The sequence below is a fragment of the Bacillus sp. 5w2 genome (assembly GCF_054353775.1).
In genome coordinates, this window is sequence record NZ_JBTIWT010000011.1 from 44,202 (window position 1) to 66,606 (window position 22,405).

22 protein-coding genes and 1 other annotated feature are annotated in these 22,405 nt (G+C 35.9%); of the genes, 13 read left to right on the forward strand and 9 right to left on the reverse strand.

Going from position 1 to position 22,405, the window contains the following annotated elements; genetic code table 11:
- Positions 1-183: 183 nt before the first annotated feature.
- The 3 genes from ACXY7N_RS18340 to proC form a co-directional block, all read right to left on the reverse strand.
- The gene (locus ACXY7N_RS18340) at positions 184-882 is read right to left on the reverse strand and encodes a DUF1963 domain-containing protein (RefSeq protein WP_016134776.1); all 699 of its coding nucleotides are present in this window, start codon (positions 880-882) and stop codon (positions 184-186) included.
- 133 nt (positions 883-1,015) lie between these two features.
- A complete protein-coding gene (locus ACXY7N_RS18345) occupies positions 1,016-1,165 on the reverse strand; it encodes a hypothetical protein (protein WP_176553800.1) in 150 nt (49 codons plus the stop codon).
- 404 nt (positions 1,166-1,569) lie between these two features.
- Positions 1,570-2,388, reverse strand: coding sequence for a pyrroline-5-carboxylate reductase (gene proC / locus ACXY7N_RS18350; protein ID WP_016087390.1), 819 nt, complete (start codon positions 2,386-2,388; stop codon positions 1,570-1,572).
- A gap of 339 nt (positions 2,389-2,727) precedes the next feature.
- Positions 2,728-2,938 (forward strand) — a binding site (T-box leader).
- Between the two features lie 145 nt (positions 2,939-3,083).
- Here proC and proB point away from each other — a divergent pair.
- Positions 3,084-4,187, forward strand: a complete 1,104-nt coding sequence (gene proB, locus ACXY7N_RS18355; protein ID WP_016087391.1) for a glutamate 5-kinase — start codon at positions 3,084-3,086, stop codon at positions 4,185-4,187.
- Positions 4,188-4,227: 40 nt separating this feature from the next.
- Positions 4,228-5,475 (forward strand): glutamate-5-semialdehyde dehydrogenase, encoded by a 1,248-nt coding sequence (locus tag ACXY7N_RS18360; protein ID WP_016134774.1) that lies wholly within the window; start codon positions 4,228-4,230, stop codon positions 5,473-5,475.
- Positions 5,476-5,524: 49 nt separating this feature from the next.
- On the opposite strand, the gene ACXY7N_RS18365 is transcribed toward ACXY7N_RS18360, so the two are convergent.
- Positions 5,525-6,718 (reverse strand): NupC/NupG family nucleoside CNT transporter, encoded by a 1,194-nt coding sequence (locus tag ACXY7N_RS18365; protein WP_016087393.1) that lies wholly within the window; start codon positions 6,716-6,718, stop codon positions 5,525-5,527.
- A gap of 166 nt (positions 6,719-6,884) precedes the next feature.
- Between ACXY7N_RS18365 and ACXY7N_RS18370 the strand changes: the two genes are divergently transcribed.
- The 7 genes from ACXY7N_RS18370 to ACXY7N_RS18400 all read left to right on the forward strand — a co-directional run bounded on the left by ACXY7N_RS18370 (position 6,885) and on the right by ACXY7N_RS18400 (position 12,324).
- Positions 6,885-7,928 carry an ArsR/SmtB family transcription factor gene (locus ACXY7N_RS18370; RefSeq protein ID WP_488592537.1) on the forward strand — a complete coding sequence of 348 codons (1,044 nt, stop codon included), beginning with the start codon at positions 6,885-6,887 and terminating at the stop codon, positions 7,926-7,928.
- Between the two features lie 51 nt (positions 7,929-7,979).
- The gene (locus ACXY7N_RS18375) at positions 7,980-9,200 is read left to right on the forward strand and encodes an MFS transporter (RefSeq protein ID WP_488592538.1); all 1,221 of its coding nucleotides are present in this window, start codon (positions 7,980-7,982) and stop codon (positions 9,198-9,200) included.
- Positions 9,201-9,297: 97 nt separating this feature from the next.
- Positions 9,298-9,624: a heme-degrading monooxygenase HmoA gene (gene hmoA / locus ACXY7N_RS18380; protein WP_000469503.1), complete on the forward strand. Its 327-nt coding sequence runs from the start codon at positions 9,298-9,300 to the stop codon at positions 9,622-9,624.
- Positions 9,625-9,731: 107 nt separating this feature from the next.
- Complete coding sequence (locus ACXY7N_RS18385; RefSeq protein WP_488592539.1) at positions 9,732-10,319, forward strand: hypothetical protein; 588 nt, start codon at positions 9,732-9,734, stop codon at positions 10,317-10,319.
- Between the two features lie 78 nt (positions 10,320-10,397).
- On the forward strand, positions 10,398-11,102 hold the full coding sequence (locus ACXY7N_RS18390) for a nucleotidyltransferase domain-containing protein (RefSeq protein WP_488592540.1): 705 nt from the start codon (positions 10,398-10,400) through the stop codon (positions 11,100-11,102).
- Positions 11,103-11,305: 203 nt separating this feature from the next.
- The gene (locus tag ACXY7N_RS18395; RefSeq protein WP_098486704.1) at positions 11,306-11,701 is read left to right on the forward strand and encodes a VOC family protein; all 396 of its coding nucleotides are present in this window, start codon (positions 11,306-11,308) and stop codon (positions 11,699-11,701) included.
- Between the two features lie 239 nt (positions 11,702-11,940).
- A complete protein-coding gene (locus ACXY7N_RS18400) occupies positions 11,941-12,324 on the forward strand; it encodes a GNAT family N-acetyltransferase (protein ID WP_488592541.1) in 384 nt (127 codons plus the stop codon).
- Positions 12,325-12,445: 121 nt separating this feature from the next.
- Here ACXY7N_RS18400 and lsrF read toward each other — a convergent pair whose 3' ends face one another.
- From lsrF to ACXY7N_RS18420, 4 genes are read right to left on the reverse strand one after another with little or no spacing between them, the layout of a single operon-like run.
- Complete coding sequence (gene lsrF / locus ACXY7N_RS18405) at positions 12,446-13,228, reverse strand: 3-hydroxy-5-phosphonooxypentane-2,4-dione thiolase (protein ID WP_488592542.1); 783 nt, start codon at positions 13,226-13,228, stop codon at positions 12,446-12,448.
- A gap of 6 nt (positions 13,229-13,234) precedes the next feature.
- The gene (locus ACXY7N_RS18410) at positions 13,235-13,597 is read right to left on the reverse strand and encodes a cupin domain-containing protein (RefSeq protein WP_000909986.1); all 363 of its coding nucleotides are present in this window, start codon (positions 13,595-13,597) and stop codon (positions 13,235-13,237) included.
- Between the two features lie 25 nt (positions 13,598-13,622).
- Complete coding sequence (gene lsrK / locus ACXY7N_RS18415) at positions 13,623-15,185, reverse strand: autoinducer-2 kinase (RefSeq protein WP_488592543.1); 1,563 nt, start codon at positions 15,183-15,185, stop codon at positions 13,623-13,625.
- Positions 15,185-16,117 (reverse strand): sugar-binding transcriptional regulator, encoded by a 933-nt coding sequence (locus ACXY7N_RS18420; protein ID WP_016087401.1) that lies wholly within the window; start codon positions 16,115-16,117, stop codon positions 15,185-15,187. The genes lsrK and ACXY7N_RS18420 overlap by 1 nt, the downstream gene beginning before the upstream one ends.
- A 197-nt stretch (positions 16,118-16,314) precedes the next feature.
- On the opposite strand from ACXY7N_RS18420, the gene ACXY7N_RS18425 reads away from it, so the two are divergent.
- From ACXY7N_RS18425 to lsrB, 4 genes are read left to right on the forward strand one after another with little or no spacing between them, the layout of a single operon-like run.
- Positions 16,315-17,796, forward strand: coding sequence for a sugar ABC transporter ATP-binding protein (locus tag ACXY7N_RS18425; RefSeq protein ID WP_488592544.1), 1,482 nt, complete (start codon positions 16,315-16,317; stop codon positions 17,794-17,796).
- On the forward strand, positions 17,793-18,746 hold the full coding sequence (locus ACXY7N_RS18430; RefSeq protein WP_016134764.1) for an ABC transporter permease subunit: 954 nt from the start codon (positions 17,793-17,795) through the stop codon (positions 18,744-18,746). Before ACXY7N_RS18425 ends, ACXY7N_RS18430 begins: the two co-directional genes overlap by 4 nt.
- Positions 18,743-19,732, forward strand: a complete 990-nt coding sequence (locus ACXY7N_RS18435) for an ABC transporter permease (RefSeq protein WP_016087404.1) — start codon at positions 18,743-18,745, stop codon at positions 19,730-19,732. Before ACXY7N_RS18430 ends, ACXY7N_RS18435 begins: the two co-directional genes overlap by 4 nt.
- Positions 19,729-20,772, forward strand: a complete 1,044-nt coding sequence (gene lsrB, locus ACXY7N_RS18440) for an autoinducer 2 ABC transporter substrate-binding protein LsrB (protein WP_000823634.1) — start codon at positions 19,729-19,731, stop codon at positions 20,770-20,772. Before ACXY7N_RS18435 ends, lsrB begins: the two co-directional genes overlap by 4 nt.
- Positions 20,773-20,816: 44 nt before the next feature.
- Here the strand turns inward: lsrB and ACXY7N_RS18445 are convergent, their stop codons facing one another.
- Positions 20,817-22,319: a malate:quinone oxidoreductase gene (locus ACXY7N_RS18445; RefSeq protein WP_488592545.1), complete on the reverse strand. Its 1,503-nt coding sequence runs from the start codon at positions 22,317-22,319 to the stop codon at positions 20,817-20,819.
- Positions 22,320-22,405: the final 86 nt, after the last annotated feature.

Sequence of the window (22,405 nt, forward strand, 5' to 3'; positions counted from 1 at the left end):
TATAATGTCGCATGTAATGGGGGATTGATTTTTTATTTAATCACAGCAAAATAACTAAATTGTTACTTAACAGTTTCATAATCCACCTTTCCATTTAGACGTTTTGTTCCTTTTTTCTATCCGCTTTTTTAGCTTTCGAATCAAATATAGAAAGAGGACAAAACGTCAATTTAAATTTTATTCTTACAAGAAATCACAATGTGCGATCCATTCATTTGTTTTACTATTTTTAGCAAAGTAAATTCCGCCGCCATGAATAATCTTTAATTGTGCTTTTGGATCGTCTGTTATTTGAAAAATATATTCATAATCCGCGGGCCATTGGATACCTGATTGGGCAAAGCTAGCATAACCTCCTAATTTGTGTATGTAGTGATTTTCTTCAAATATGTCCTCGTAGTAGTCAATCTCAATTGTGTTTTCAAGTTCAGAAATTCTATCTTGCAAGTTGTTTGGGAAATCTTCCGTATCCCATTGTGGAAACTCATTAGTTACTAACCTTGGTATTAAAGGAAAAGGTTTTAAATTTGGAAACGTAAGTGACATTTCATTCGGTACTAGTCCCTCTAAAGAATCATATTCTCTAATACAAAAATTTCCTGATAAATTAGATAAATCTTTAGCAAAGTTTGGAGAAAGAAATACTGCGATGGCTTTCAAATCTTTTACTGCTTCTGGAATGAAAGGTAATTGAGTTAAATTAAGCATCATGATTGCATACATTTTGTCTTGATAACGGTCGATTGGGTAAGTTTCACCTGGTAATGAATAGAGAATCTTTCCAATCCAACTTTCATTTATACATAATTCGGGTCTTTTTCCACCTGTTTGAAAAATAGTTGCTCTTCTTCTTAGAATATTCTTTATATGATCTAATTCCAAAGTGTTTCTCCTCCTATATATTTCATACTCTCTTTATTTTAATGGTTTTGAAATAAAGTTCCAATGCTTATAAAAAAGTTACGATGATTATAATAAAGTGGCGATAAAATATAAAAAGGAAATTGATTTTTTGTTAAAAATCAATTTCCTTTTTACGTGTTAAAAATATTTTAACTTTATTAGAACCTAAATCATAGCCTGTTTTAATTATAGCTACAGTTGAAATTAAAGCTAATGAGTATTTAATATATTGATTGTTGAGGAATTTCTTTATGTTTTTCACTTTGTACATCTCCATTGTATTGATAATATTAGTTTATAGTATCACAAAAGTAATGATTAATAGTCATTACTTTTCTAAGGAAAGATACTTAATTGACGGAAAACTCAACAAAATAATGGATAACATAACGATGAAACTTTTTTTAAAATTTCATCGTAATTCACAAGGAAAGACTTCATTCTGATTCAATCTTTTATCAAAATAGATCATATTTGTTAACTATAGAATACAGATTTGTAAGAGGTTATTGATCAAACTTTTTTTGAAACTACACTAGAATCTCAAAAGAATATTAAAATAAAATTATTACAATATAATAAAGAATGAAACGGGAGAGTATGTAATCCACTATTTCCTAATTAAATGCATGTAAATTCATAGCTAACGTGATCTCTTTTATACTTTTACTTTTTCGTTTGTCCAGATAATTCAACAGACTTTTGCGTACAGCGCTGCATTGCTGAAATGATAGCTGTTCGTAAGCCTTTTTCCTCTAATGTTGCTACAGCTTCTATCGTTGTTCCGCCAGGAGAACAAACCATATCTTTCAATTCACCTGGATGTATGCCTGTTTCTAGCACCATTTTTGCAGAGCCTAATACAGCTTGAGCTGCAAATTTATATGCTTGATTTCTTGGCATACCATCTAGCACAGCAGCATCTGCCATCGCTTCTATAATCATATATACGTATGCTGGTGAAGAGCCACTTACAGATGTTACAACGTCCATTAATTTTTCGCTTACAATCTCTGTTTGACCAAAGCTATTGAAAATGTTTAGCACATCTTCTAAATCTTTTTCTGTAACCATTTCATTAGGGCATAATGCAGACATTCCTTCTCCAACAAGAGCAGGTGTATTAGGCATTACTCTTACAACCTTTAATTTTTTATCAAAAGATTCCTCTGTACTTTTGATGCTTTTTCCAGCAGCAATTGTTACAACAATAACATCGTCTTTTATCTGCTCTTTCACTTCGTTAATTACTGAAGAATATAAGTCTGGTTTAATTGATAAAATTAAAATATCAGCATTTTTAGCGACTTCATTGTTGTCAGTAGTTGTAGTTAGTCCATATTGTTCACTAGCATTTTTTAAATTCGTCGTGTTTAAATCTGAACAAATGATTTTATTTGAAGACACTATATTTTTATTTAGCATCCCGCCAATGATAGCCATCCCCATATTTCCGCATCCGATAAATCCAATTTGTTTGTCCATAATAACTCAATCTTGCTCCTTTTATCATAAATTATATCGGTCTGATATTGTTATTCTAAAATAATAATGATATCTTCATGCAATATAAAGAAACATTCTAAGAGAATATATTCCTTTTTGCAACACCAAAAGTTAAAAATCAATTATATTCGACATTATGTAAATATATACACTGTAATTTAAGGTTTAATATTTATGTATATGACTTAATATTATATCGATTTGTATTTTCATTCAGTAGATCAATAATTTCATACAAGTAACTTGCGGCTCTATTTATTTTAAAAATACCTCTTGACACCGAATCGAACTATATCGCATAATATAAAAAAATTAAACCGAAAATCGTTGAAGGGAAATAGTACATATGTCTTCTTGCGAAAGAGAGTGGAATTCACCGGCTGAAAGATTCCTCGTATAGAATATATCGAACCTATCCCTGAGTCTTAAATGAAAGTTTAGGCGTTTGCCTGCGTTATAGGCACCAAGTGGATATCTATGTATATCAATTAAGGTGGTACCGCGGAACAATGACCGTTTCGTCCTTTTTATTTTATTAAGGGCGAAGCGGTCATTTTTATTTTGTCCTCTAATACGATAGGTGCAGCATTGATGAGAAGAGACATAGCAGCAAATTGTATGAATAAAAGTGTGATTGATAAAAAACTTTGATTTTAGACTTGGGGGATATAAAAGTGAAAAAACAACGAATTGTTGTAAAGATTGGGAGCAGTTCTTTGGCGGATAGTCACGGGAGCATCTCTATAGAACAACTTTCAGATCACGTTGCCGCATTGGCTCGATTGAAAGAGGAAGGGCACGAGGTGTTATTGATTACATCTGGGGCTGTCGCTGCAGGTTTTTCGGCTCTAGGATATCCTAACAGACCTGTGACAATTAAGGGAAAACAGGCTGCTGCGGCTGTCGGACAAAGTTTGTTAATGCAGGCGTATACGGAGGAATTTCGTAAATATGGCATCGTTACTGCGCAACTATTACTGACGAGAAGTGATTTTTCTAGAAAAGAACAATATAGTAACGCTTACGCTACTTTAGGAGAGTTACTAAACCGTTCTGCTCTTCCAATCATTAATGAAAATGATTCCATCTCTTTAGAGGAGCTAACATTCGGTGATAATGATATGCTGTCAGCTTTAGTAAGCGGGCTTGTTTCGGCGGATGTGCTTATGATTTTTACGGATGTGAACGGTTTATATGACAAAAATCCGCAGAAAAATGCGGATGCGAAAAAATATTATTTCCTTCCTGAAGTTACGGAAGAAATCGCTTCTCTTGCAGGAGATGCTGGCTCAAAACTTGGGACTGGCGGTATGAAATCAAAAATTGATGCGGCAAAAACGGCACTATCTCTTGGAGTGAGTGTATTTATCGGAACAGGACGTGGACAAGAGAAATTTGTAGATGTGTTGAAGGGCAAAGGTGACGGAACGTATATCGGAAATGCTCCTCAAAAAGAAATGAAGATGAATAAGCAATGGATTGCTTTGCATTCGCTTGTTAGCGGACAAATTGAAGTAGATGCCGGGGCAGCTTCTGCTATCATTCAGCATGGTAAGAGTCTTCTTCCTGCTGGTGTTACGAATGTATCAGGATTTTTCAAAGTGGGCGAAGTCGTAGAAGTGATCACGCAACAAGGGCGCATAATTGGAAAAGGACAATGCACATATAGCGCAGAGGAACTAAGAGATGTCAAAGGTATGCAAAGCCAAGATATTCAAGCAAGAGGCGACAGGCATAATTATGAAGTCATCCATAGAGATCATTGGGTTTCATTTTAAGAATAGAGATCACTTTAACATTAAGAAGGAGGAAACAAAAATGAATGAAGTGTTGGCAAAAGGGAAAAGGGCAAAAGAGGTTGCTCGAGAACTTGTGCTTAAATCTACAAGTCAAAAAAACGAAGCACTTGCTGCAATTGCTGAAAGGCTAATAGTAGAAACAGCTTATATTTTAGAGGAAAACAAACGTGATATCGAAGAAGGGAAGGCGAAAGGATTTTCTCATTCTCTTCTTGATCGCCTTATGCTTACGGAGCAGCGTATTATTGATATGACAGAGGGGATTAAGCAGTTAATTGAATTACGTGATCCTGTTGGAGAATGTGTAAGTGCATGGGAAAGGCCAAATGGATTATCTATTCAGGAGATGCGCGTACCACTTGGTGTTGTTGGGATGATTTACGAGGCAAGGCCGAATGTAACCGTGGACGCTGCTACAATTTGCTTGAAAACAGGAAATGCAGTTATATTACGTGGTAGTTCTTCTGCTATTCATTCTAATAAAGCTATTGTTGCTGTACTTCACCGAGCACTTAAACAAACGAGCTTGCCACAAGAAAGTGTACAACTCATAGAAGATACGTCGCGAGATAGTGCAAAGCAGTTGTTTACAATGAATGATTACCTAGACGTTCTTATTCCAAGAGGTGGCAAACAATTAATTGATACTGTAGTGAGAGAAGCCTCTGTTCCAGTACTTGAAACGGGTGCGGGAAATTGTCATATTTTCATTGATGAAACAGCGAATAAACAAATGGCATTTGATATTATTATAAACGCAAAAACGCAGCGTCCATCTGTATGTAATGCAATTGAAACGATTGTACTTCATGAGAATTGGGCGCAGCAATATGGTATCGATTTGTTTTTTAGATTGAAGGAAAGAGGCGTGGAGTTACGCGGTGATCAGAAAGCACTGGCAATTGATTCTTCAATGGTACTTGCTTCAGAAGAAGACTGGGAAACGGAATTTTTATCTCTCACGTTAGCAGTGAAAGTAGTTTCTTCTATAGAAGAAGCGATTCATCACATAAATACGTATGGATCTATGCATTCTGAAGCGATTATTACTGAAAATGAGGAAAACGTCAGCAAATTTTTCACTTCTGTTGATGCGGCGGCACTTTATCATAATGCATCAACTCGTTTTACTGATGGATCTGAATTCGGATTCGGAGCAGAAATTGGCATCAGTACACAAAAGCTACACGTAAGAGGACCAATGGGGCTTCCAGCATTAACTTCCACAAAATATGTGATTCGTGGAAATGGACAAATTCGAAAATAAAAATAAAAGACACTCAATTCGTTTGGGTGTCTTTTATTTTAAAAACTATTTACCATACAAATAACCCAACAAGCATAGCGCTTAATAAGGAAACAGCCATTCCACTCACAAGAAGCTTCCAAACATTTTTCCCGATGACTGATGATTTTTCGCCGCCAAATAATGAATTGTAAGTTCCATAAATCATACCTACTGTACTAAAGTTAGCAAAAGAAGCTAGAAATGTTGTTGCAACCGCAACTGTATGCGGTTGTAAAGACTTTAAGTTTGATTTTAAATCCATCATGGCAACAAATTCATTCGTCGTTATTTTGATCCCCATTAGTTCAGCTACATACATAGCATCACTGCCCGATAAACCGAGTAAAAAAGCGAAAGGACTAAAGATAATGGAGAAGATTTTTTGAATTGTTAAACCTGTTACAAAAAATCCTAAAATCCCATTTAAACATGCTGTTAAAGCTACATATCCAATTACCATAGCTAAAATAACGATAACCATATTCATCCCGACTAACATACTGTTTGAAATAGTAGAAAAGAAATCCTTTTTTTCATGTTTTGAAGGTGTATATACGACATCTTCTTCTTTCGAAACTTCCACAGGATTTAATACATTGGCTAAAATTAATGCGTTAATACAGTTTAATGGGATTGCGCTGAAAATATATGTTGCTGGAACCATTGATAAATAAGCGCCAAGAATGGATCCGCTTACGCTACTCATACTCATAATTCCAAAAGTCAACAAACGATTTTCTTTTAACACAGATAATTGATCACGAACAACTGCAAGTGCTTCCGTATTTCCTAAAAACATCATTTGAATGGAAAAGAAGCTTTCTAACTTTGGCAAACGAGAAATCTTTGAAATAACTGCACCTACTTTATCAATAATCCAAGTTAAGATTCCGAAATAAGATAGAATATCGAAAAAAGTAATAACAAAAATGATAGGAAGTAATGCACTAAAGAAGAAATCAATGTGTGGACTGTCCATAGCTGAAGGAAATGCAAATCGAATTCCTTCATTCGCACACGATAGTAGCCAACTGAAAAATGACGCAATTTTATTAATGATAATACTGCCGAGCTTCGTGCCTAACATAAACCATGTAATAAAGAGTTCCAATATGATTAGAATAACGATCGGTCTCCATTTTATATGTTTTTTATTAGGCGAACATAGAAAAACGATTAATATGACAACGAAAATCCCTAACATATTTAATATGAAATGCATCTCAACAACTCCTTGAGAGTTATTATTTGTATATAAAAAAGCTCCTATTCTTCCTAATTTAGAATGAGTGTATTTCAATTTATATTTTTTATGAATTCTAAAAATTTAGAAGGTATAATTCGATAAAAATAGAATTTAATACATAACAAACAAGGAGGGGATAAAAATGGAGGTCTATCACATAACGAGTAGAAAGAGGGAAACTTATAACGTTCAAGTAAAATATTCGATACTTTTCGAATGCGCGCTTGGCATTGCAGCAATTACTCATAAAAGGCTAATCGATACTCTTGAAAAGAGTCAAACTGAATGGGAAGAAATTAAGGAATCCTTAACAAAAGAAATGAGAGAGCACTTACAGTTTGTAGAAGAACATAATACTTGGAAAGCTTTGCTTCAGATGTTGTATGAAGAGGATTCTCAGGACTTATCGCAGTTTAATTTTAAAATTGATTCACTTTTAGAAGAAGATTTGAAATATATATGTTTACCGTATTTAGGAGAGAAGTATGAAGAGAAAAGACGTTTAGCAGCAAGTGGAAACGTAACTGCAATACATGAACTAATGGAACTGACACAAGAACATCAGTTTTTCTCTACTTATATTCGTTTTATATGTGATGTTAATGTACAAGTGCTGAAATCTCATTTAATCGCTGTTATGACAGGTTGGTATGAGAGCGTTATTCAGAAAGAGGAAGAAGAAATCCTTTCTATATTAAAACGAGACTATGAAGCGAAAAATGAAATGAATAAAAAGATGAAACCAGAAGAGTTTGTCGAGTGGGCGACTGGCGGTGTGAACTATATGCCAGAACCGAGTGTTCATCACGTGCTTCTTATCCCGCAAATGACATACAGACCGTGGAATATTGAGGCGGATATTGAAGATACGAAAGTATTTCATTATCCAGTTGCAAACGAAAGTATCCATCCTGAAGATCCATATGAACCGAATTATTTTTTAGTTCAAAAACATAAAGCGCTTGGAGATGAAGCGAGGTTACGCATTGTAAAAATGTTGTTCGAAAAAGAACGAACATTGCAGGAAATAACGGAAAGACTGCAACTTGGTAAATCGACTGTACACCATCATTTGAAATTGTTACGTGCAGCGAAGTTAGTGGATATTCATGATGGAAAATACGTATTAAGAAAGAAAGCAGTACAGTCTTTAGCGAAAGAATTAGATATGTTTTTGAATAGATAATTAACAACGAGAATGTACATAAAGGGAGGAATATAAAAGAAAAGTTGGTGTATGAAATTGAAAAATGTATTGAAAAATCGTTCGTTCTTTTTTATGTGGATTGGTAGTGCAATCTCAGAATTAGGAGGGGGTTTCGGAACGTTATGTAATTCAATTCTAGTATATGAGTTAACAGGATCGGAAATGGCATTAAGTAGTATGTGGTTATTATATTTCATCCCATCACTCATACTGCAATTAATAAGTGGCCCATTTATTGATAAATGGAGCCGGAAGTGGATTATGATTTTTTCACAATGGATACGAGCGTTCGTATTCTTATTACCTTTGGTGATGCTAGTTTCAGGTAGTATAGAAGTTTGGCACATTTATGTTGTTCAAATTGTAGTGGGACTTATTACACCACTTTATACACCTGCAAGTCAAGCAATTACACCGAGCATTGTAGGGACAGAACAACTTCAAGATGCAAATGCGTACATTGATGGAATGACTCGCCTTATGATGTTTCTTGCGCCAGTATTAGGCGGAGTAGTCATTCATTTAATTGGAACAGAACTTACATTATCTTTTGTATGCATTTGTTTATTTGTTAGTGGTGCATTATTACTTAATATAAAAGAAAAAAGAACAAAACAACCTATTCGGAAAACATGGCTAGAACAGTTTCTTCGCGGCTTTACATATTTTTTCACAAAACCAGTTATTGTTTGGCTCGGTATATTTCTTACTTTCGTGCAATTTGGGGCTGGCGTAACGATGGTTACAAATCTTCCTTATATAAAAAACGAGCTGTCAGCGGGATATGCGGAATATGGTTATTTTATGGCCGGATTCCCACTTGGCTATGTAGTTGGATCTATACTAGTCGGAAAAGTAACGTATAAAAGCCGACGTATACTTATGCTTGGGGGATTGTTTATAGGAGGACTAACATACATTTCTCTAGGGTTCAATCATAGTATAGTAATTGCGGTGTTCATTGAAGTAGTTGCAGGTATTTGCATTGCCTTTTTCAATGTTCATAACACAACCATTTGCCAAAAAACAGTACCAAACAATATGATAGGACAAGTATTTTCAGTGCGATTATTTTTCATACGATCCGCTATGCCGTTAGGTGTGTTATTAGGAGGCATACTGAGTGAAATGTGGGGAGTAAGAGCGCTATATTTAATTATCGGTGCAATTATATGTGTCACTTCTTTAATAGGAATATTACTTCCGTATTTCAAATTTTTAGATGAGGCGATAGAAGAGAAATCAGCATAATTCAAAAAATTAAAACTTTATAATTGAAAATAATTATCATAATCAACTATAATAGAAGAATACTAGTATTCGTATTACAAAGAGGGAGTGGGAGTATATGTTTATTGAAACGAAGACATTTACAGTAAAAGAAGGTACATCAAATATAGTCGTAGAACGTTTTACTGGAGAAGGAATTATTGAAAAATTTGAAGGTTTCATCGATTTAAGTGTTCTCGTGAAAAAAGTAAGACGCGGAGACGAAGAAGTAGTCGTTATGATTCGCTGGGAATCTGAAGAAGCATGGAAAAACTGGGAAACAAGTGAAGAACATTTAGCAGGGCATAGAGCGAGTCGTGGTAAACCAAAACCAGATCATATCATTAACGTTGATCACGCAGTTTATTATGTAAAATCATCGAAAGCGGCTTATCAACAGTCGTAATATATATGTAAAGATAGAGGATATTTGTTTAGTAATAAACAAATATCCTCTTCTTTTGATTTATAGTAAAATATGGATGTGATATATGTTTAATTGTTTCGTTATAAATGGAGGTAAATGAAGTGGAAAAAATGTTTCTAATGGCAGCCTTGGCGACGACATTATTATCAGCGTGTAGTAATAATAATGTGAAAGAAGAAGTATCTAACAATGAGGAAGAAAAACGTGAAACTAGTGCAAAAATAGTAGAGCAGAAAGAGTATATTATTATTGATAAGAAGTATAATGAAATATTTCTAAAAGATGCTAGCTCAAATAAAGAAGATAGTGTGAAAATAAGTTTAAATGATTTAAATTCAACAAAATGGGAGGCACCTGTAAGAAATGGTATCCCAGATATAGGTGATTATATTTCTTTAGAAAAAGAAGAGGGTAAGTATACACCTACATTAGTAAAAGATCTTGTTGGCGAAATAAAGTATGATGGTACAATTAAATATAAAATTTTAGAAGCAACTAATAAATCAGTAAAGTGGTTTCCGCTAAATAAAGAGAACAATGGAGGATATGTTCCGCCAGAGATGGTAAAAGTAGTGAATGCTTCGAAAATAAAAGCTGGAGATATTGTTACAATTCAAGATAAAACAAAAAGTAGTAAAGACGCAATTGTATATGAACTGACAATCGTTGAATAAGTAAGTAGAAGGTTATAAGAAAAGTACAATATATTTAGGTGAGGAATAACTCCATAATAATATGTTTGGAGGTTACAAATGTTAGAAGCACAGACATCTATTAAACATGAACAACATAAAAAATTAGTGCAAACAATAGTAGCGGAAACCTTATCTATGGAAAAGGTAAATGGATTCATGCTAATTGGATCTGTCGCAAGAGGTGATGCATATCCTGATTCGGATTTAGACTTATATATTCTTTTAGAAGACGGACAAAAGAAGAAATTTCATTCTGAAACGAGAGAAGATATTTTAGTTGAATATAAGTATGCAGATGTTAATCAAATACTAGTAAACTTTAAAAACAATCCGATGGAACTATACTCATTTTTAGAAGGGAAAATTTTATTTGATAAAAGCGGTGAGTTGAAAAAGTTAAAGGAAATAGCTACATATGAATTTGAAAACTATCGTGTTTCTAGCGACAAAGTGAAAGGCATTTCTCATTGGTTGCATAGTTCGTTTATTAAAATTCAGTCTGCTTTGAAAGCAAGTGATGAGTTAAAAGCTTCATACATAGTTCATACGTCAACTTGGACATTGTTAGAAGGGATATGGGCTATTAATAATAAGCCAGTACCGCCAGCTGGGGCTGTTTTAAGGTACATTCAAACGTTACCGAATAAGCCAATTCATTTAGATGAGTTACTTAATAAACTATTTTTAGGAGATACAACAGAGCGCACCCCTGCAGCAATTATCATGATTGAGTGGGTTTTACACAATTTGAAAAATAAATAATGTGGCTATTTTCTATAGGTAAATTAATATTTCACGTTGAACGGTTTATGTAATTACAGTCATAAAAAAACGTTCTAGGCTATGGAGAATAGTATTAGACTATAAAACATAGTCTTAGACGGAACGCTTGAATATCTTACCTTACATATTTAAGTGTTATGAAGAAGAGTCTACATACCCACTGTTTAAAAGGAGATGAGTGAATGAAGTTAAATCATTTGAATTTATGTGTTGATGATTTATCAGAAGCGAGACATTTCTTTGAAACATTTTTTGATTTTCAATTTTTGGAGCAAAAGGGAAAGGCACTAGTAGTGCTGAGTGATGAATGTGGATTTATACTTGTGCTAAGCGATCCAAAAGCATTTAAGGGGAATAAGGAAGCTATGTACCCAGAAGCTTTTCATATTGGTTTTTTAGTGGATACTTCAAGTGAAGTTGATCAAGCATATAATCGTTTAGTAGCTGGCGGCATTGAAATAGACAAGGCACCGTATGCGATGAGAGGTAGTAGTTATGGTTTTTATTTTACAGTATTTAACGGCTTATTAATTGAAGTGTCCTGCCTTGACTATAAAGATGGTAAGAAAGTTCAATAGCAATCAACAAGAGTAATTGTTTGAAGGTGTAAATATAGCCCCTTATCCAGTTTGGAAAGGGGCTTGATCATTTTATTTGTATGATAAGTGAACATCGATATAAATAGGAGGTTACCGCTATGACAGCTGTATTTAAAGATATGGCGTTCCAGTTAAAAACGGAACGACTCGACCTAAATATGTGGGAGGAATCCGATGCAGTTTGACTTAGAAAATTAGTTGGTGAACGTGGTGTAGACATGCCATCCCTGGACTCTGTTCGTAGCAGTCTTATTGAGATGCGTAAGAAAGCAGCTGAAAATGGTATTTCTCTTCTCACTATTCGTAGACGAGACGAAGGCGATTTCATCGGATACTGTGGCTTAATTATCGGTCGTTCCACTCTTGAAGAGCCGGAGATTGCATACGAGTTATTCCGCAGTGCTCATCGCATGGGTTATGCGACAGAGGCAGCATCAGCAGTACTGGAGGCTGCGATTGCTACGGGTCGCCATAGACTTTGGTCTACTGTAGGTGCTTGGAATACAGCGTCTTTCCGGGTATTAGAAAAGATAGGATTTAAGCGGCATCACAGTACGTTTGGTGAACGCGGTGAGATTGTTTGGAACGTACGCGATCTGTAGAAATCTGATTAGATTCGAAACAATAAAAATGTAAAAGGAAGCCCATATGTTAGATATGGGCTTTTCTTTATAGTAAAAATTGATTTTGAATATATTTAAGTGTAATAGTCTATCTTTTACCTTAGTTTTTTACATCATTATATAATTCCAGCGCCTCTTTCACATTTAATCCATTCTTCACAATACCATGAATTGATTGAATCATCGCAGCTGGATGTTCAGATTGCCATATGTTTCGGCCCATATCTACGCCGATTGCACCTTCTTGCAATGCATTGTGCGTAATGTTTAATGCGTCTTCGATTGAATCTAGTTTCGGTCCGCCAGCGATTACGACTGGGGCAGGGCATGTGCTCGTTATTTTTTCAAATCCTTCGCAGTAGTACGTTTTAATAATGTCAGCACCCATTTCAACGCATACGCGGGAAGCAAGTGCTAGAAAGCGAGCTTCACGTTTTTGTAATTCTTTCGCAACAGCGGTAATGCCGAGTACTGGTAAGCCGTAATCGTGAGCTTCTGAAACTACATTTGCGAGATTCGTAACTGTTTGTGTTTCATAGTCTGATCCGACGAAAACAGACACGCCGACGCCAATTGCGTTTTGTTTTACTGCTTCTTTTACAGGTGTAACAATTGTTTCATTCGCTAAATCTTTACCAACGACAGTTGCTCCGCCAGATACACGCATAACCATCGGTGTGCTGCAGTTTTCAGGAATACAGGAGCTAAGTACGCCACGCGTTAAAAAGAGAGAATCTGTGTAAGGAAGTAAGTTTTTAACTGTTTCAAGTGGTTGTTCTAGCCCGTGAATGGGTCCTAAAAAGTAGCCGTGATCTATCGCTAACATTACCGCTCTGCCATCAGGTAAAATTGTATTTAATCGATTTTTAAATCCCCAAGTCATTTGAAATCACTCCTTCGTTAATGTTGGATTTTCCGTTTGTACCGTATCTTTATTTGGTAAATGTGGTGACTTAATAAAAACTGCTTTAAAAGGTTTGTCAGAATGGTTAATTAAATAGTGAGATTCATGAGGGCGAACTTGCAACACATCGCCTTGTTTAATTGGAACTCTTTCGTTATTCACATAGAAATCTATTTCACCTTCTAATGCATAAAAGACTTCCTCGCACGTTGTATGATAGTGATTTTGAAACTCTTGCCCAGGCTGAATGACAACAAGGCCAAGATCAATATTCGGACCTTGTATTAAATATTTCGGCCCGTTATCACCGAAGCGATAGGAGAAGTCATTTTCATTCGCTTTTAACATACATTTCACTCCTTTATGTAATATGTTACAGTGCACCAGGTGCAATCCACATATGTGAGGTGAGCCCTTTATCAGCTAAAGCGAGCTGACTGTCATACACAGTTTTCCATGTTTCATAGAACTCTTTATATAGTTCGTGATTTTCAGTAATTGGCTCGAATGTGTTTTCCCACTGTACAAACTGTTCGGCAGTTTCTTCCATAGATGAATATATGCCAGCGCCAACTCCAGCAGCAATCGCAGTTCCTAGAGCAGCTGCTTCTTTCACAACTGGTACTTTTACAGGAATTCCAAGTACGTCTGAAAGAATTTGTGGCCATAGTTTTCCTTTAGCAGCACCGCCAGCAAAAACGACTTCAGAAGGGAATGTCCCTGTGAGATTTTCTATTAATTTCAAGTTCCCAAGTGTAACAAAGGCGGCATTTTCTTCAATAGCACGGAACAGTTCTTTTTTTCCGCATTTGTCAGCATCTAAACTTAAATTTAAAAAAGAAGGTGCGGCATGTCGCCAAGAAATGTAGTTCATAACGTTTGAAAAAGTAGGGATAATGCCATGTGAGCCGACAGGTACGTCTTTCGCTTGTTCTTCTAGTAATTCATAAGTATCTACACCGAGTTTGTCAGCGAGTTTCTTTTCTTCTTGGCAAAAAGCATCTCGAAACCAGCGCATAACAAGACCAGGGAAAAAGGCAATTGTTTCATATTGCCATAGGTTAGGAACGACGTGGCAATTTAAGCGAATCGCAGCATGTGAATCCGTTATTGGCTCTGTAATATTCACTTCTTGTTGCCAAAAGCTGCCCCCGCATATTAAAGTTTGATTTGGCTTAACAACTCCAGTTCCGAGTGATGCCATTTGAGCATCACCACCGCCGGCAACGACAGGAATTCCTTCACGTAATCCAGTTAATGCTGCGCACTCTTTTGTAATATTGCCGATAACTGTACCAGCTTCATTTACTGTTGGTGAAAATGGCAAAGTTAGACTGCACTCTTTAGCGATATCGTTATCCCAATTTCTATTTTGTAAATCAAAAATACCGGATGTACATCCGTTTGAAGGATCGATTTGCAGTATGCCGCTTAATTTATATAGAATCCAATCGTTTAGCATCGTAAAAGAATGAATGTTTGTGTATACGTCTGGTTCATGTTTTTTAATCCAAAGTAGGCGAGGTAAAGCGCCTAATGAAAATGTTTGCCCAGACCTTGTATATAACTCTTCTTCAAGTTGTGACCGGATTTCTTTTAGTTCACTAACTTCAGAGGATGCGCGCCCATCAACATTTGCACAAGCCCATATTTCTTGCCCATCTCTATCATATAAAACAAAACCTTCTCGCATACTAGTAGCGCTAATAGCTTGAATAGAAGAGGGAGGTATATTACTTTTTTGCAGAACCTCTTTCGTGCATTGTTGTACGAGCTGCCAGTTTTCTTTTACATCAAAGTTCATAGAGCCTGGGTAACGAGGATCCGTTTTATGAACCCATTCTTTTTGACTTACTGCAATTTGATTACCTAGTAAATCAAAAAGAACAGCTCGAATGCTTCCTGTACCAGCATCGAAAGCTAATAAAGTAGACATTAACAATCACCATCCTTTCGTAATAAGGAGAGGGCAGTTTCCTCATCGGTAATTAAAGTATGAATAAATCTCCCCTTTAAAGCTCCATAAATGGCGTCTATCTTTTCTGTACCTCCAGCAACACCAACGACATGCTTCATTTTGCGCAGAATAGAGAGCGGCGTACCAATAAGGCGGTTGTGATGCGGAAGATGTAATAAATCCCCATTCGTATTATAAAACTGTCCTAAAATATCGCCAACACCATTTTGGCTACGAATATACGTCATTTCACGTAGCGTTAATTTTTCTTCTTTTACAATAGTTGCATCTTGAGATAAACCGCCAATACCAACAATTGCCGTATGAGCAAGCGAAGCGACATGAAGCATATCTTTTACACTCGGCTCTGATAGAATACTTTGTGCCATTTCGGTTGTAGATGCTAGAAACGGCGTAGGGATAATGTGAAGACAGCCTTGCATGTAGTGTAAATAGTTTTGTTTTCTCGGGAGATAGTGATTTACTCCGCCTGTTAGCGTTACGATTGAAAGATTAATAGAACTTTCGAAATGTATGTTTTCTAGCATTTTGCTAATTGTTTCACCCCAGCCAATACCGAGTAAATCACCATGCTGGAGATGAGTTTCTAAATATTGTGCAGCAGCTTTTCCGAGAGAAGCGTGATAATTGTCTATTGGAGTCGGGATAATAAAAGCATCTTTTAAGTGGAATTTTTTCATTAGGTCACGCTCAATACTTAAACAGTGCAAACCAGTTCCTTTTACGTGAAATGTAACGATGCCTTCACTACGCGCCTTATCTAATAACCGGACGACTTTATTTCTTGAAATATGAAGAAGTGAAGCGATCTCCTGTTGTGTTAATTGATCTTTATAATAGTACCAAGCTACTTTCGTTAATAAATTCTCTTCAAAGTTCAGCTGTGTCATACTCTTCATCCCTTTCAACAATTGACCACTGCTTAAACATATGTGCCGTATATTTTGTTTATTCCAGTTGAAACGATTAATAGTCTGGTGAAAAAAGTGTTCTAGATATGAAAAAAGGAATATACAATGCTACAAAACAAGTAGAACAAATAATCATTTTCTCAAAAAATGTTCTGTATAAAGGCAGGTGACATCATGTGGAGAAAGTGCCCTTATTACAAGTGAAGAAAATGAGTAAGTCATTTTCAAATCAACTTGTACTAAAAGAAGTGAATTTACAAGTAGAGCGTGAAGATATATACGCTTTAGTTGGGGGAAATGGTGCTGGAAAATCAACATTAATGAAAATATTAACGGGGTTATATTCGTATGATAGTGGAGAAATGTATGTAAAAGGAATGAGGCACCAGTTTTCAAATCCGTCAGAAGCACACGGAAAAGGTATTTATTTAATACCACAAGAACCACTCATTTTTCCGCATATGACCATTGAAGAAAATATATGTATCGGACTAAATGGAAAGAAAAAAGAATTAAAAGTAAAGATTCAGCAATTGATTGAAAGTTTAGGGTGGGATATTGACCTTAATGAACTAGGAGGATCACTATCCATTGCGCAGCAACAGCTAGTAGAAATCGTTAGAGGATTAATAAGAGAATCTGAGATTCTTATTTTAGATGAGCCAACATCGACATTAACAACTCACGAAATGAAGAGTCTTTTTGTGCTGTTGAAAAGTTTGCAAAAAAAAGGAATTGGGATGATATATATTACGCATCGCTTTCCAGAAATTTTTGAAATTGCCAATAAAGTGGCGATATTACGAGATGGAATGATTGTAAGCCAAGGGGATGTATGTGACTATACATATGACATGTTGATGGAGGGGCTATTGCCAAAAGGGTATAAACAAAAAGAGAAAAAAGAAGTAGTTCAAGAGACAGCAAAGACGAAAAAAATATTAGAAGTGATCAATATAAATGGTCACGCATTCGAAAATATATCACTTACTATACATGCTGGTGAGATTGTAGGTATTGCTGGCATTGTTGGATCAGGCAGAACGGAATTAGCAGAAGTGATATTTGGGTTGAAACCTATAAAATCAGGTTCTATTTTATTAGAAGGAAAATCAATTGATTCAAGCTCTTTGCATAAAAGACTAAGCGAAGGACTTGTTTATGTACCAGAGGACAGAGCAAGAAATGGTACTTTCTCAATTGCATCGGTTAAAGAAAATATAACTGCAGCATGTTTACATCAAAATAGTCGTTTTTTCATTAATCAAGAAAAAGAAAGCGCTTTAGTGAAGGCGTATATAGACCAGTTTCGAATTGTCGTTCCGAATATGAATGAAGAACTTGCATCTTTATCAGGAGGTAATCAGCAAAAAGTTGTGCTTGCAAAATATCTTGCGTGTAATCCAAAAATTATTATTCTTGATGAACCGACTCGCGGAATTGATGCGAAAGCAAGGCTTGAAGTATATGAGACGATAGAAAAAATGAAAAGTGAAGGACTCGCAATATTATTAATCTCTTCAGATGTTGAAGAAATTGTTCAATTAGCAAACCGTGTATATGTAATGAGAAATGGGCGATTTGTTTCTCATATGGAAAAAGAACAAGTGAGTGTGAATGAAGTTACACGTCTAGCATACGGAGGTGTAACGGAATGAAACGTATGTATAAAATGCACGAAACAACTATCATACTGTTATTACTAATTTACATTGTCATTGTCGGAATGATAAATCCTAGTTTTGTTCAGTTTAACTCGTTATCTTTAGTAATGAAATCAAGTGTTATTTTAGTCGTTCTAGCAATCGGCCAATCTTTCGTCTTATTTACGAAAAATATAGACGTATCAGTTGGCTCGATTATGGGATTAAGTGCAGCTGTTTGTGGGATGTTGTTAACGGATGGATATAATGCATTCTTGTCAATACTTGCTGCTATTATACTTGGGGCCATTATCGGTTTCGTAAATGGTATTGGAGTTGCGAAGTTTCGGGTACCAGCCATTATTATGACATTAGGTATGTTAGGAATTATTAGAGGTGCGATGTTAATTTTCACAGGCGGGAAGTGGATTGAAGATATTCCAAACGATTTTAAGCAGCTGTCATCTATCGTCATTCTTGGCTTGCCCATAACTGTATGGTTCGTTCTTATTATTTTACTACTACTATATTTCTTTTTAAGGAAAGTACCATACGGAAGATATTTCTATGCAGTAGGTGATAATGAAGATGGTGCGAGACTTATTGGGATACCAGTAAATAAAGTGAAGATCTATGCGTTTATTATATCGGGCATAAGTGCCGGGCTTGCTGGTTGTATATTTGTTATGAATATCGGGTTCGTTCCTAATCAAACGGGTACAGGATTAGAATTACAAGTAATTGCAGCCGCTGTACTTGGAGGAATTCATTTAAAAGGGGGAACAGGATCAATTTTTGGAGCCGCATTAGGAGCATTATTTTTAGAGGCGATAAGCAGTTCACTCGTCTTTTTAAAAATACCAGCATTTTGGAATAATGCTATTTCGGGCTTTTTATTATTACTTATCATCATATTGGATAGTGTTATGAAAAAGTGGAAGGCAGAAAGGAGGATGAATCTATGAAGTATTTTTACAGATGGGAAGGTGTTCTAATTGTATTACTTCTTATAGAATTCATTCTCTTTAGTTTAATCAATAGTGATTTTTTAAACGTTAGTAATCTCTTATTTAGTACAAATGATTTTCTATTTATAGCAATCGCGGCGATACCAATGACTTTTGTTATTGTAACAGGCGGGATTGATGTTTCTGTAGGATCTATTATGGGGCTAACTTCGATTATAATTGGTGTACTTTGGATGAATGGGATACCTATTTTACTAGCAGTTATAATAGCTCTTATAATTAGTTGTTTAGCAGGAGCTTTCAACGGAATCATTATAAAAATGACAGATGTAGAGCCACTTGTCGTTACACTCGGAACGATGTTTTTATACGGAGGAATTGCACTCGTCATTTCAGGAGGGGCAGGTGCTTCTGGATATGAAGGGATAAGTGGTTTACCTGACGTATTTGTACACCTGGCAAACGGTAGTTTTATAGGAATACCGAATTTACTATGGCTACTGATTATAGTAACGATTTTATGCACTGTATTGTTTCACCGCACCATATATGGGCGCCAAGTTAAACTAACAGGTGCGAATGAAAATGCAGCAAAATACACCGGGATTAAAACGAAAAAAGTAGTCATCATCGCTTACATACTTTCTGGGTTAGGAGGTGGATTAGGGGGCGTTTTCTTAACTGCTTATTTCGGTTCTGCACGTGCTGATATAGGAAGTGAAACAATTTTACCAATCATTACGGCAGTCGTATTAGGCGGGACACTAATTACAGGGGGAAAAGGAAGTATTATCGGTACAGTACTCGCTAGTATTTTCATTGGACTTATGCAGTACGGTCTACAAATGACAGGTTTAACAAATGAACAATCCAACGTAGTAATTGGTATTATTCTTATTCTTTCAGTTATTATGCGACATTTCAAATTACATCAATTCACAATGGGGAAAAGAAGGAATTTGCATAAGGAGGAAATGTCATGAAGAGAAAACTGGGGATTGTATTCATTGTATGCATTTGTTTAATTGGTTTAATAGCTTGTTCTAGTCAGACGGCAGATAAGAAAAAAGCGGATGATGTGAAATTTGCATTTATCCCGAAATTAACTGGAGTTGGCTTCTTTACATCAGGTGGTGAAGGAGCAAAAGAGATGGGGGATAAGCTAGGTGTCCAAGTAAAATATGATGGACCATCTGAAGCGAGTGTTTCGGGGCAAGTAAAATATATAAACAATTTCATTAACCAAAATTATGATGCACTTATGGTTTCTTCTACGTCAGTAGATGGTCTATCCCAATCATTACAACGTGCTAAGAAAAAAGGAATGACTGTTTTAACGTGGGATTCTGATGTGAATCCGAAAGATCGTTCATTTTATATAAGCCAAGGAACACCAGACCAACTTGCTAACTTATTAATTGAAATGACTTCCAAACAAATTGGAGATAAAGGAAAAGTAGCATTCTTTTATTCTAGCCCAACAGTAACAGATCAAAACCAATGGGTAACGAAAGCGAAAGAAATTATTAAAAAGAAATATCCGAATTGGGAAATTGTAACGACGCAGTACGGTGAAAATAATGCGCAAAAGTCTTTATCTGTAGGAGAGAACATTTTAAAAACGTATCCAGATATTAATGCAGTCATTTGTCCAGATGCAACGGCACTTCCGGCGATGGCACAAGCAGCTGAAAACTTAAAAATGGATAAAAAAGTCGTTGTAACAGGGTTTTCTACACCGAATGTTATGCGTGATTATGTAAAACGAGGAACAGTACAGCAATTCGGATTATGGGATGTAAAACAACAAGGTGCACTCGCAACGTATGTAGCAAATGAAATAGTAGTAAAAGGAAAGAAGTTAAAAGTAGGGGATAGCTTTGAAGTAGAAGGAATCGGAAAAGTGAAAGTAGAGCCAAACTCTATTCAAGGATATGATTATGAGGCAGAAGGAAACGGAATTATCGTACTACCAGAACGAGTTGTATTTACAAAGGATAATATTGATAAATATAATTTCTAGTAACGAAAAAACGTCCGAATATATCGGACGTTTTCATTTCTTCATTAATTATGAACCGTTTCTTTTTCATTTAATCCAAGGGTACGACCTGTAGAAGTGTGAAGGTCTTGGAATAATCTTGGATTTTCTGTTAATGAAATGCCGTAAGAAGGAATCATTTCTTTTATTTTTCCTTCCCATTCTACCATTCGGCTTGGGAAACATTTTTCTAATACTTCAAGCATGACGTGAACGGCAGTAGAAGCACCCGGTGATGCACCTAGTAACGCCGCGATTGATCCATCAGCCGCACTAACAACTTCTGTACCGAATTGAAGTGTTCCTTTACCGCCAGAATCAGTATCTTTAATTACTTGTACACGCTGACCAGCAACTACAATATCCCAATCTTCACTTTTTGCGTTCGGAATGAATTCGCGTAATTCTTCCATACGTTTTTCGTGTGATAACATAACTTGCTGAATTAAGTATTTTGTTAATCCCATTTCTTTTACACCAGCAGCTAACATCGTTAAGACGTTATTCGGTTTTACAGAACCTATTAAATCAAGGTTTGAGCCAGTTTTTAAGAACTTAGGAGAGAACCCTGCGAACGGTCCGAATAGTAAAGCTTTTTTATTGTCTATATATCTCGTATCAAGGTGAGGTACAGACATAGGCGGAGCGCCAACTTTAGCTTTACCGTATACTTTTGCATGATGTTGCTCTACAACTTTTTGGTTTTTACATACCATAAATAGTCCACTTACTGGGAATCCACCAATATGTTTTGATTCAGGAATGCCAGTCTTTTGTAGTAGAGGTAGACTACCGCCACCGCCGCCAATAAAGACGAATTTTGCAGTATGATGCTCAATTTTACCACTATTCATATCGTGTACTTTTACTTCCCACAAACCATTCTTCGTGCGTTTAATATTTTCGACACTATGTTTGTAGTTTAGCTCGACATTTTTCGTTTGTAAGTAATCAAACAACATACGTGTTAATGCACCGAAGTTAACATCTGTTCCAGAGTCAATCTTCGTTGCAGCCATCGGTTCGTTTGGTGTACGACCATCCATAATGAGTGGAAGCCATTTTTTTAGTGTTTCAGGAGCATCGGAAAATTCCATACCTTGAAACAGTGGATTTTTTGAAAGCGCTTCAAAACGGTTTTTTAGAAACTCAACATTTTTTTCACCTTGTACTAAACTCATATGAGGTAGAGGCATAATAAAATCTTGTGGATTACGAATTAATTTGCTTTTTACAAGATATGCCCAAAATTGTCTTGAAAGCTGGAATTGCTCATTCACTTTTACAGCTTTACCAATATCTATAGATCCGTCAGATTTTTCGGAAGTATAGTTCAGTTCGCATAGCGCAGAATGCCCTGTACCTGCATTATTCCATTCATTAGAGCTTTCTTCCCCGGCACTAGCGAGTTTTTCAAAAACTTTAATTTCCCATTCTGGTGCTAATTCTTTTAGTAATGAGCCTAGCGTTGCACTCATAATTCCTGCACCAATTAAGATAACGTCTGTTTTTTGCTGCATGTTGCTCATGATAATCTCTCCATCCCCTATATTGGCAAAAAAGAGTAGGTGTTTTTTATATCTAAGCCGTAAATTGAAAACACCGCCTAGGCCCC

Excerpts from the sequence above, each read along its gene's own strand:
- ACXY7N_RS18370 (WP_488592537.1), top strand. The coding sequence starts at position 6,885 with ATGGAGGTCTATCACATAACGAGTAGAAAGAGGGAAACTTATAACGTT.
- ACXY7N_RS18390 (WP_488592540.1), top strand. The coding sequence starts at position 10,398 with ATGTTAGAAGCACAGACATCTATTAAACATGAACAACATAAAAAATTA.
- ACXY7N_RS18420 (WP_016087401.1), bottom strand. The coding sequence starts at position 16,117 with ATGACACAGCTGAACTTTGAAGAGAATTTATTAACGAAAGTAGCTTGG.
- ACXY7N_RS18400 (WP_488592541.1), top strand. The coding sequence starts at position 11,941 with ATGCCATCCCTGGACTCTGTTCGTAGCAGTCTTATTGAGATGCGTAAG.
- ACXY7N_RS18445 (WP_488592545.1), bottom strand. The coding sequence starts at position 22,319 with ATGAGCAACATGCAGCAAAAAACAGACGTTATCTTAATTGGTGCAGGA.
- proC (WP_016087390.1), bottom strand. The coding sequence starts at position 2,388 with ATGGACAAACAAATTGGATTTATCGGATGCGGAAATATGGGGATGGCT.
- hmoA (WP_000469503.1), top strand. The coding sequence starts at position 9,298 with ATGTTTATTGAAACGAAGACATTTACAGTAAAAGAAGGTACATCAAAT.
- ACXY7N_RS18435 (WP_016087404.1), top strand. The coding sequence starts at position 18,743 with ATGAAGTATTTTTACAGATGGGAAGGTGTTCTAATTGTATTACTTCTT.
- lsrB (WP_000823634.1), top strand. The coding sequence starts at position 19,729 with ATGAAGAGAAAACTGGGGATTGTATTCATTGTATGCATTTGTTTAATT.
- ACXY7N_RS18375 (WP_488592538.1), top strand. The coding sequence starts at position 7,980 with ATGAAATTGAAAAATGTATTGAAAAATCGTTCGTTCTTTTTTATGTGG.
- lsrK (WP_488592543.1), bottom strand. The coding sequence starts at position 15,185 with ATGTCTACTTTATTAGCTTTCGATGCTGGTACAGGAAGCATTCGAGCT.
- ACXY7N_RS18430 (WP_016134764.1), top strand. The coding sequence starts at position 17,793 with ATGAAACGTATGTATAAAATGCACGAAACAACTATCATACTGTTATTA.
- ACXY7N_RS18395 (WP_098486704.1), top strand. The coding sequence starts at position 11,306 with ATGAAGTTAAATCATTTGAATTTATGTGTTGATGATTTATCAGAAGCG.
- ACXY7N_RS18410 (WP_000909986.1), bottom strand. The coding sequence starts at position 13,597 with ATGTTAAAAGCGAATGAAAATGACTTCTCCTATCGCTTCGGTGATAAC.
- ACXY7N_RS18385 (WP_488592539.1), top strand. The coding sequence starts at position 9,732 with ATGGAGGTAAATGAAGTGGAAAAAATGTTTCTAATGGCAGCCTTGGCG.
- lsrF (WP_488592542.1), bottom strand. The coding sequence starts at position 13,228 with ATGACTTGGGGATTTAAAAATCGATTAAATACAATTTTACCTGATGGC.
- ACXY7N_RS18360 (WP_016134774.1), top strand. The coding sequence starts at position 4,228 with ATGAATGAAGTGTTGGCAAAAGGGAAAAGGGCAAAAGAGGTTGCTCGA.
- ACXY7N_RS18365 (WP_016087393.1), bottom strand. The coding sequence starts at position 6,718 with ATGCATTTCATATTAAATATGTTAGGGATTTTCGTTGTCATATTAATC.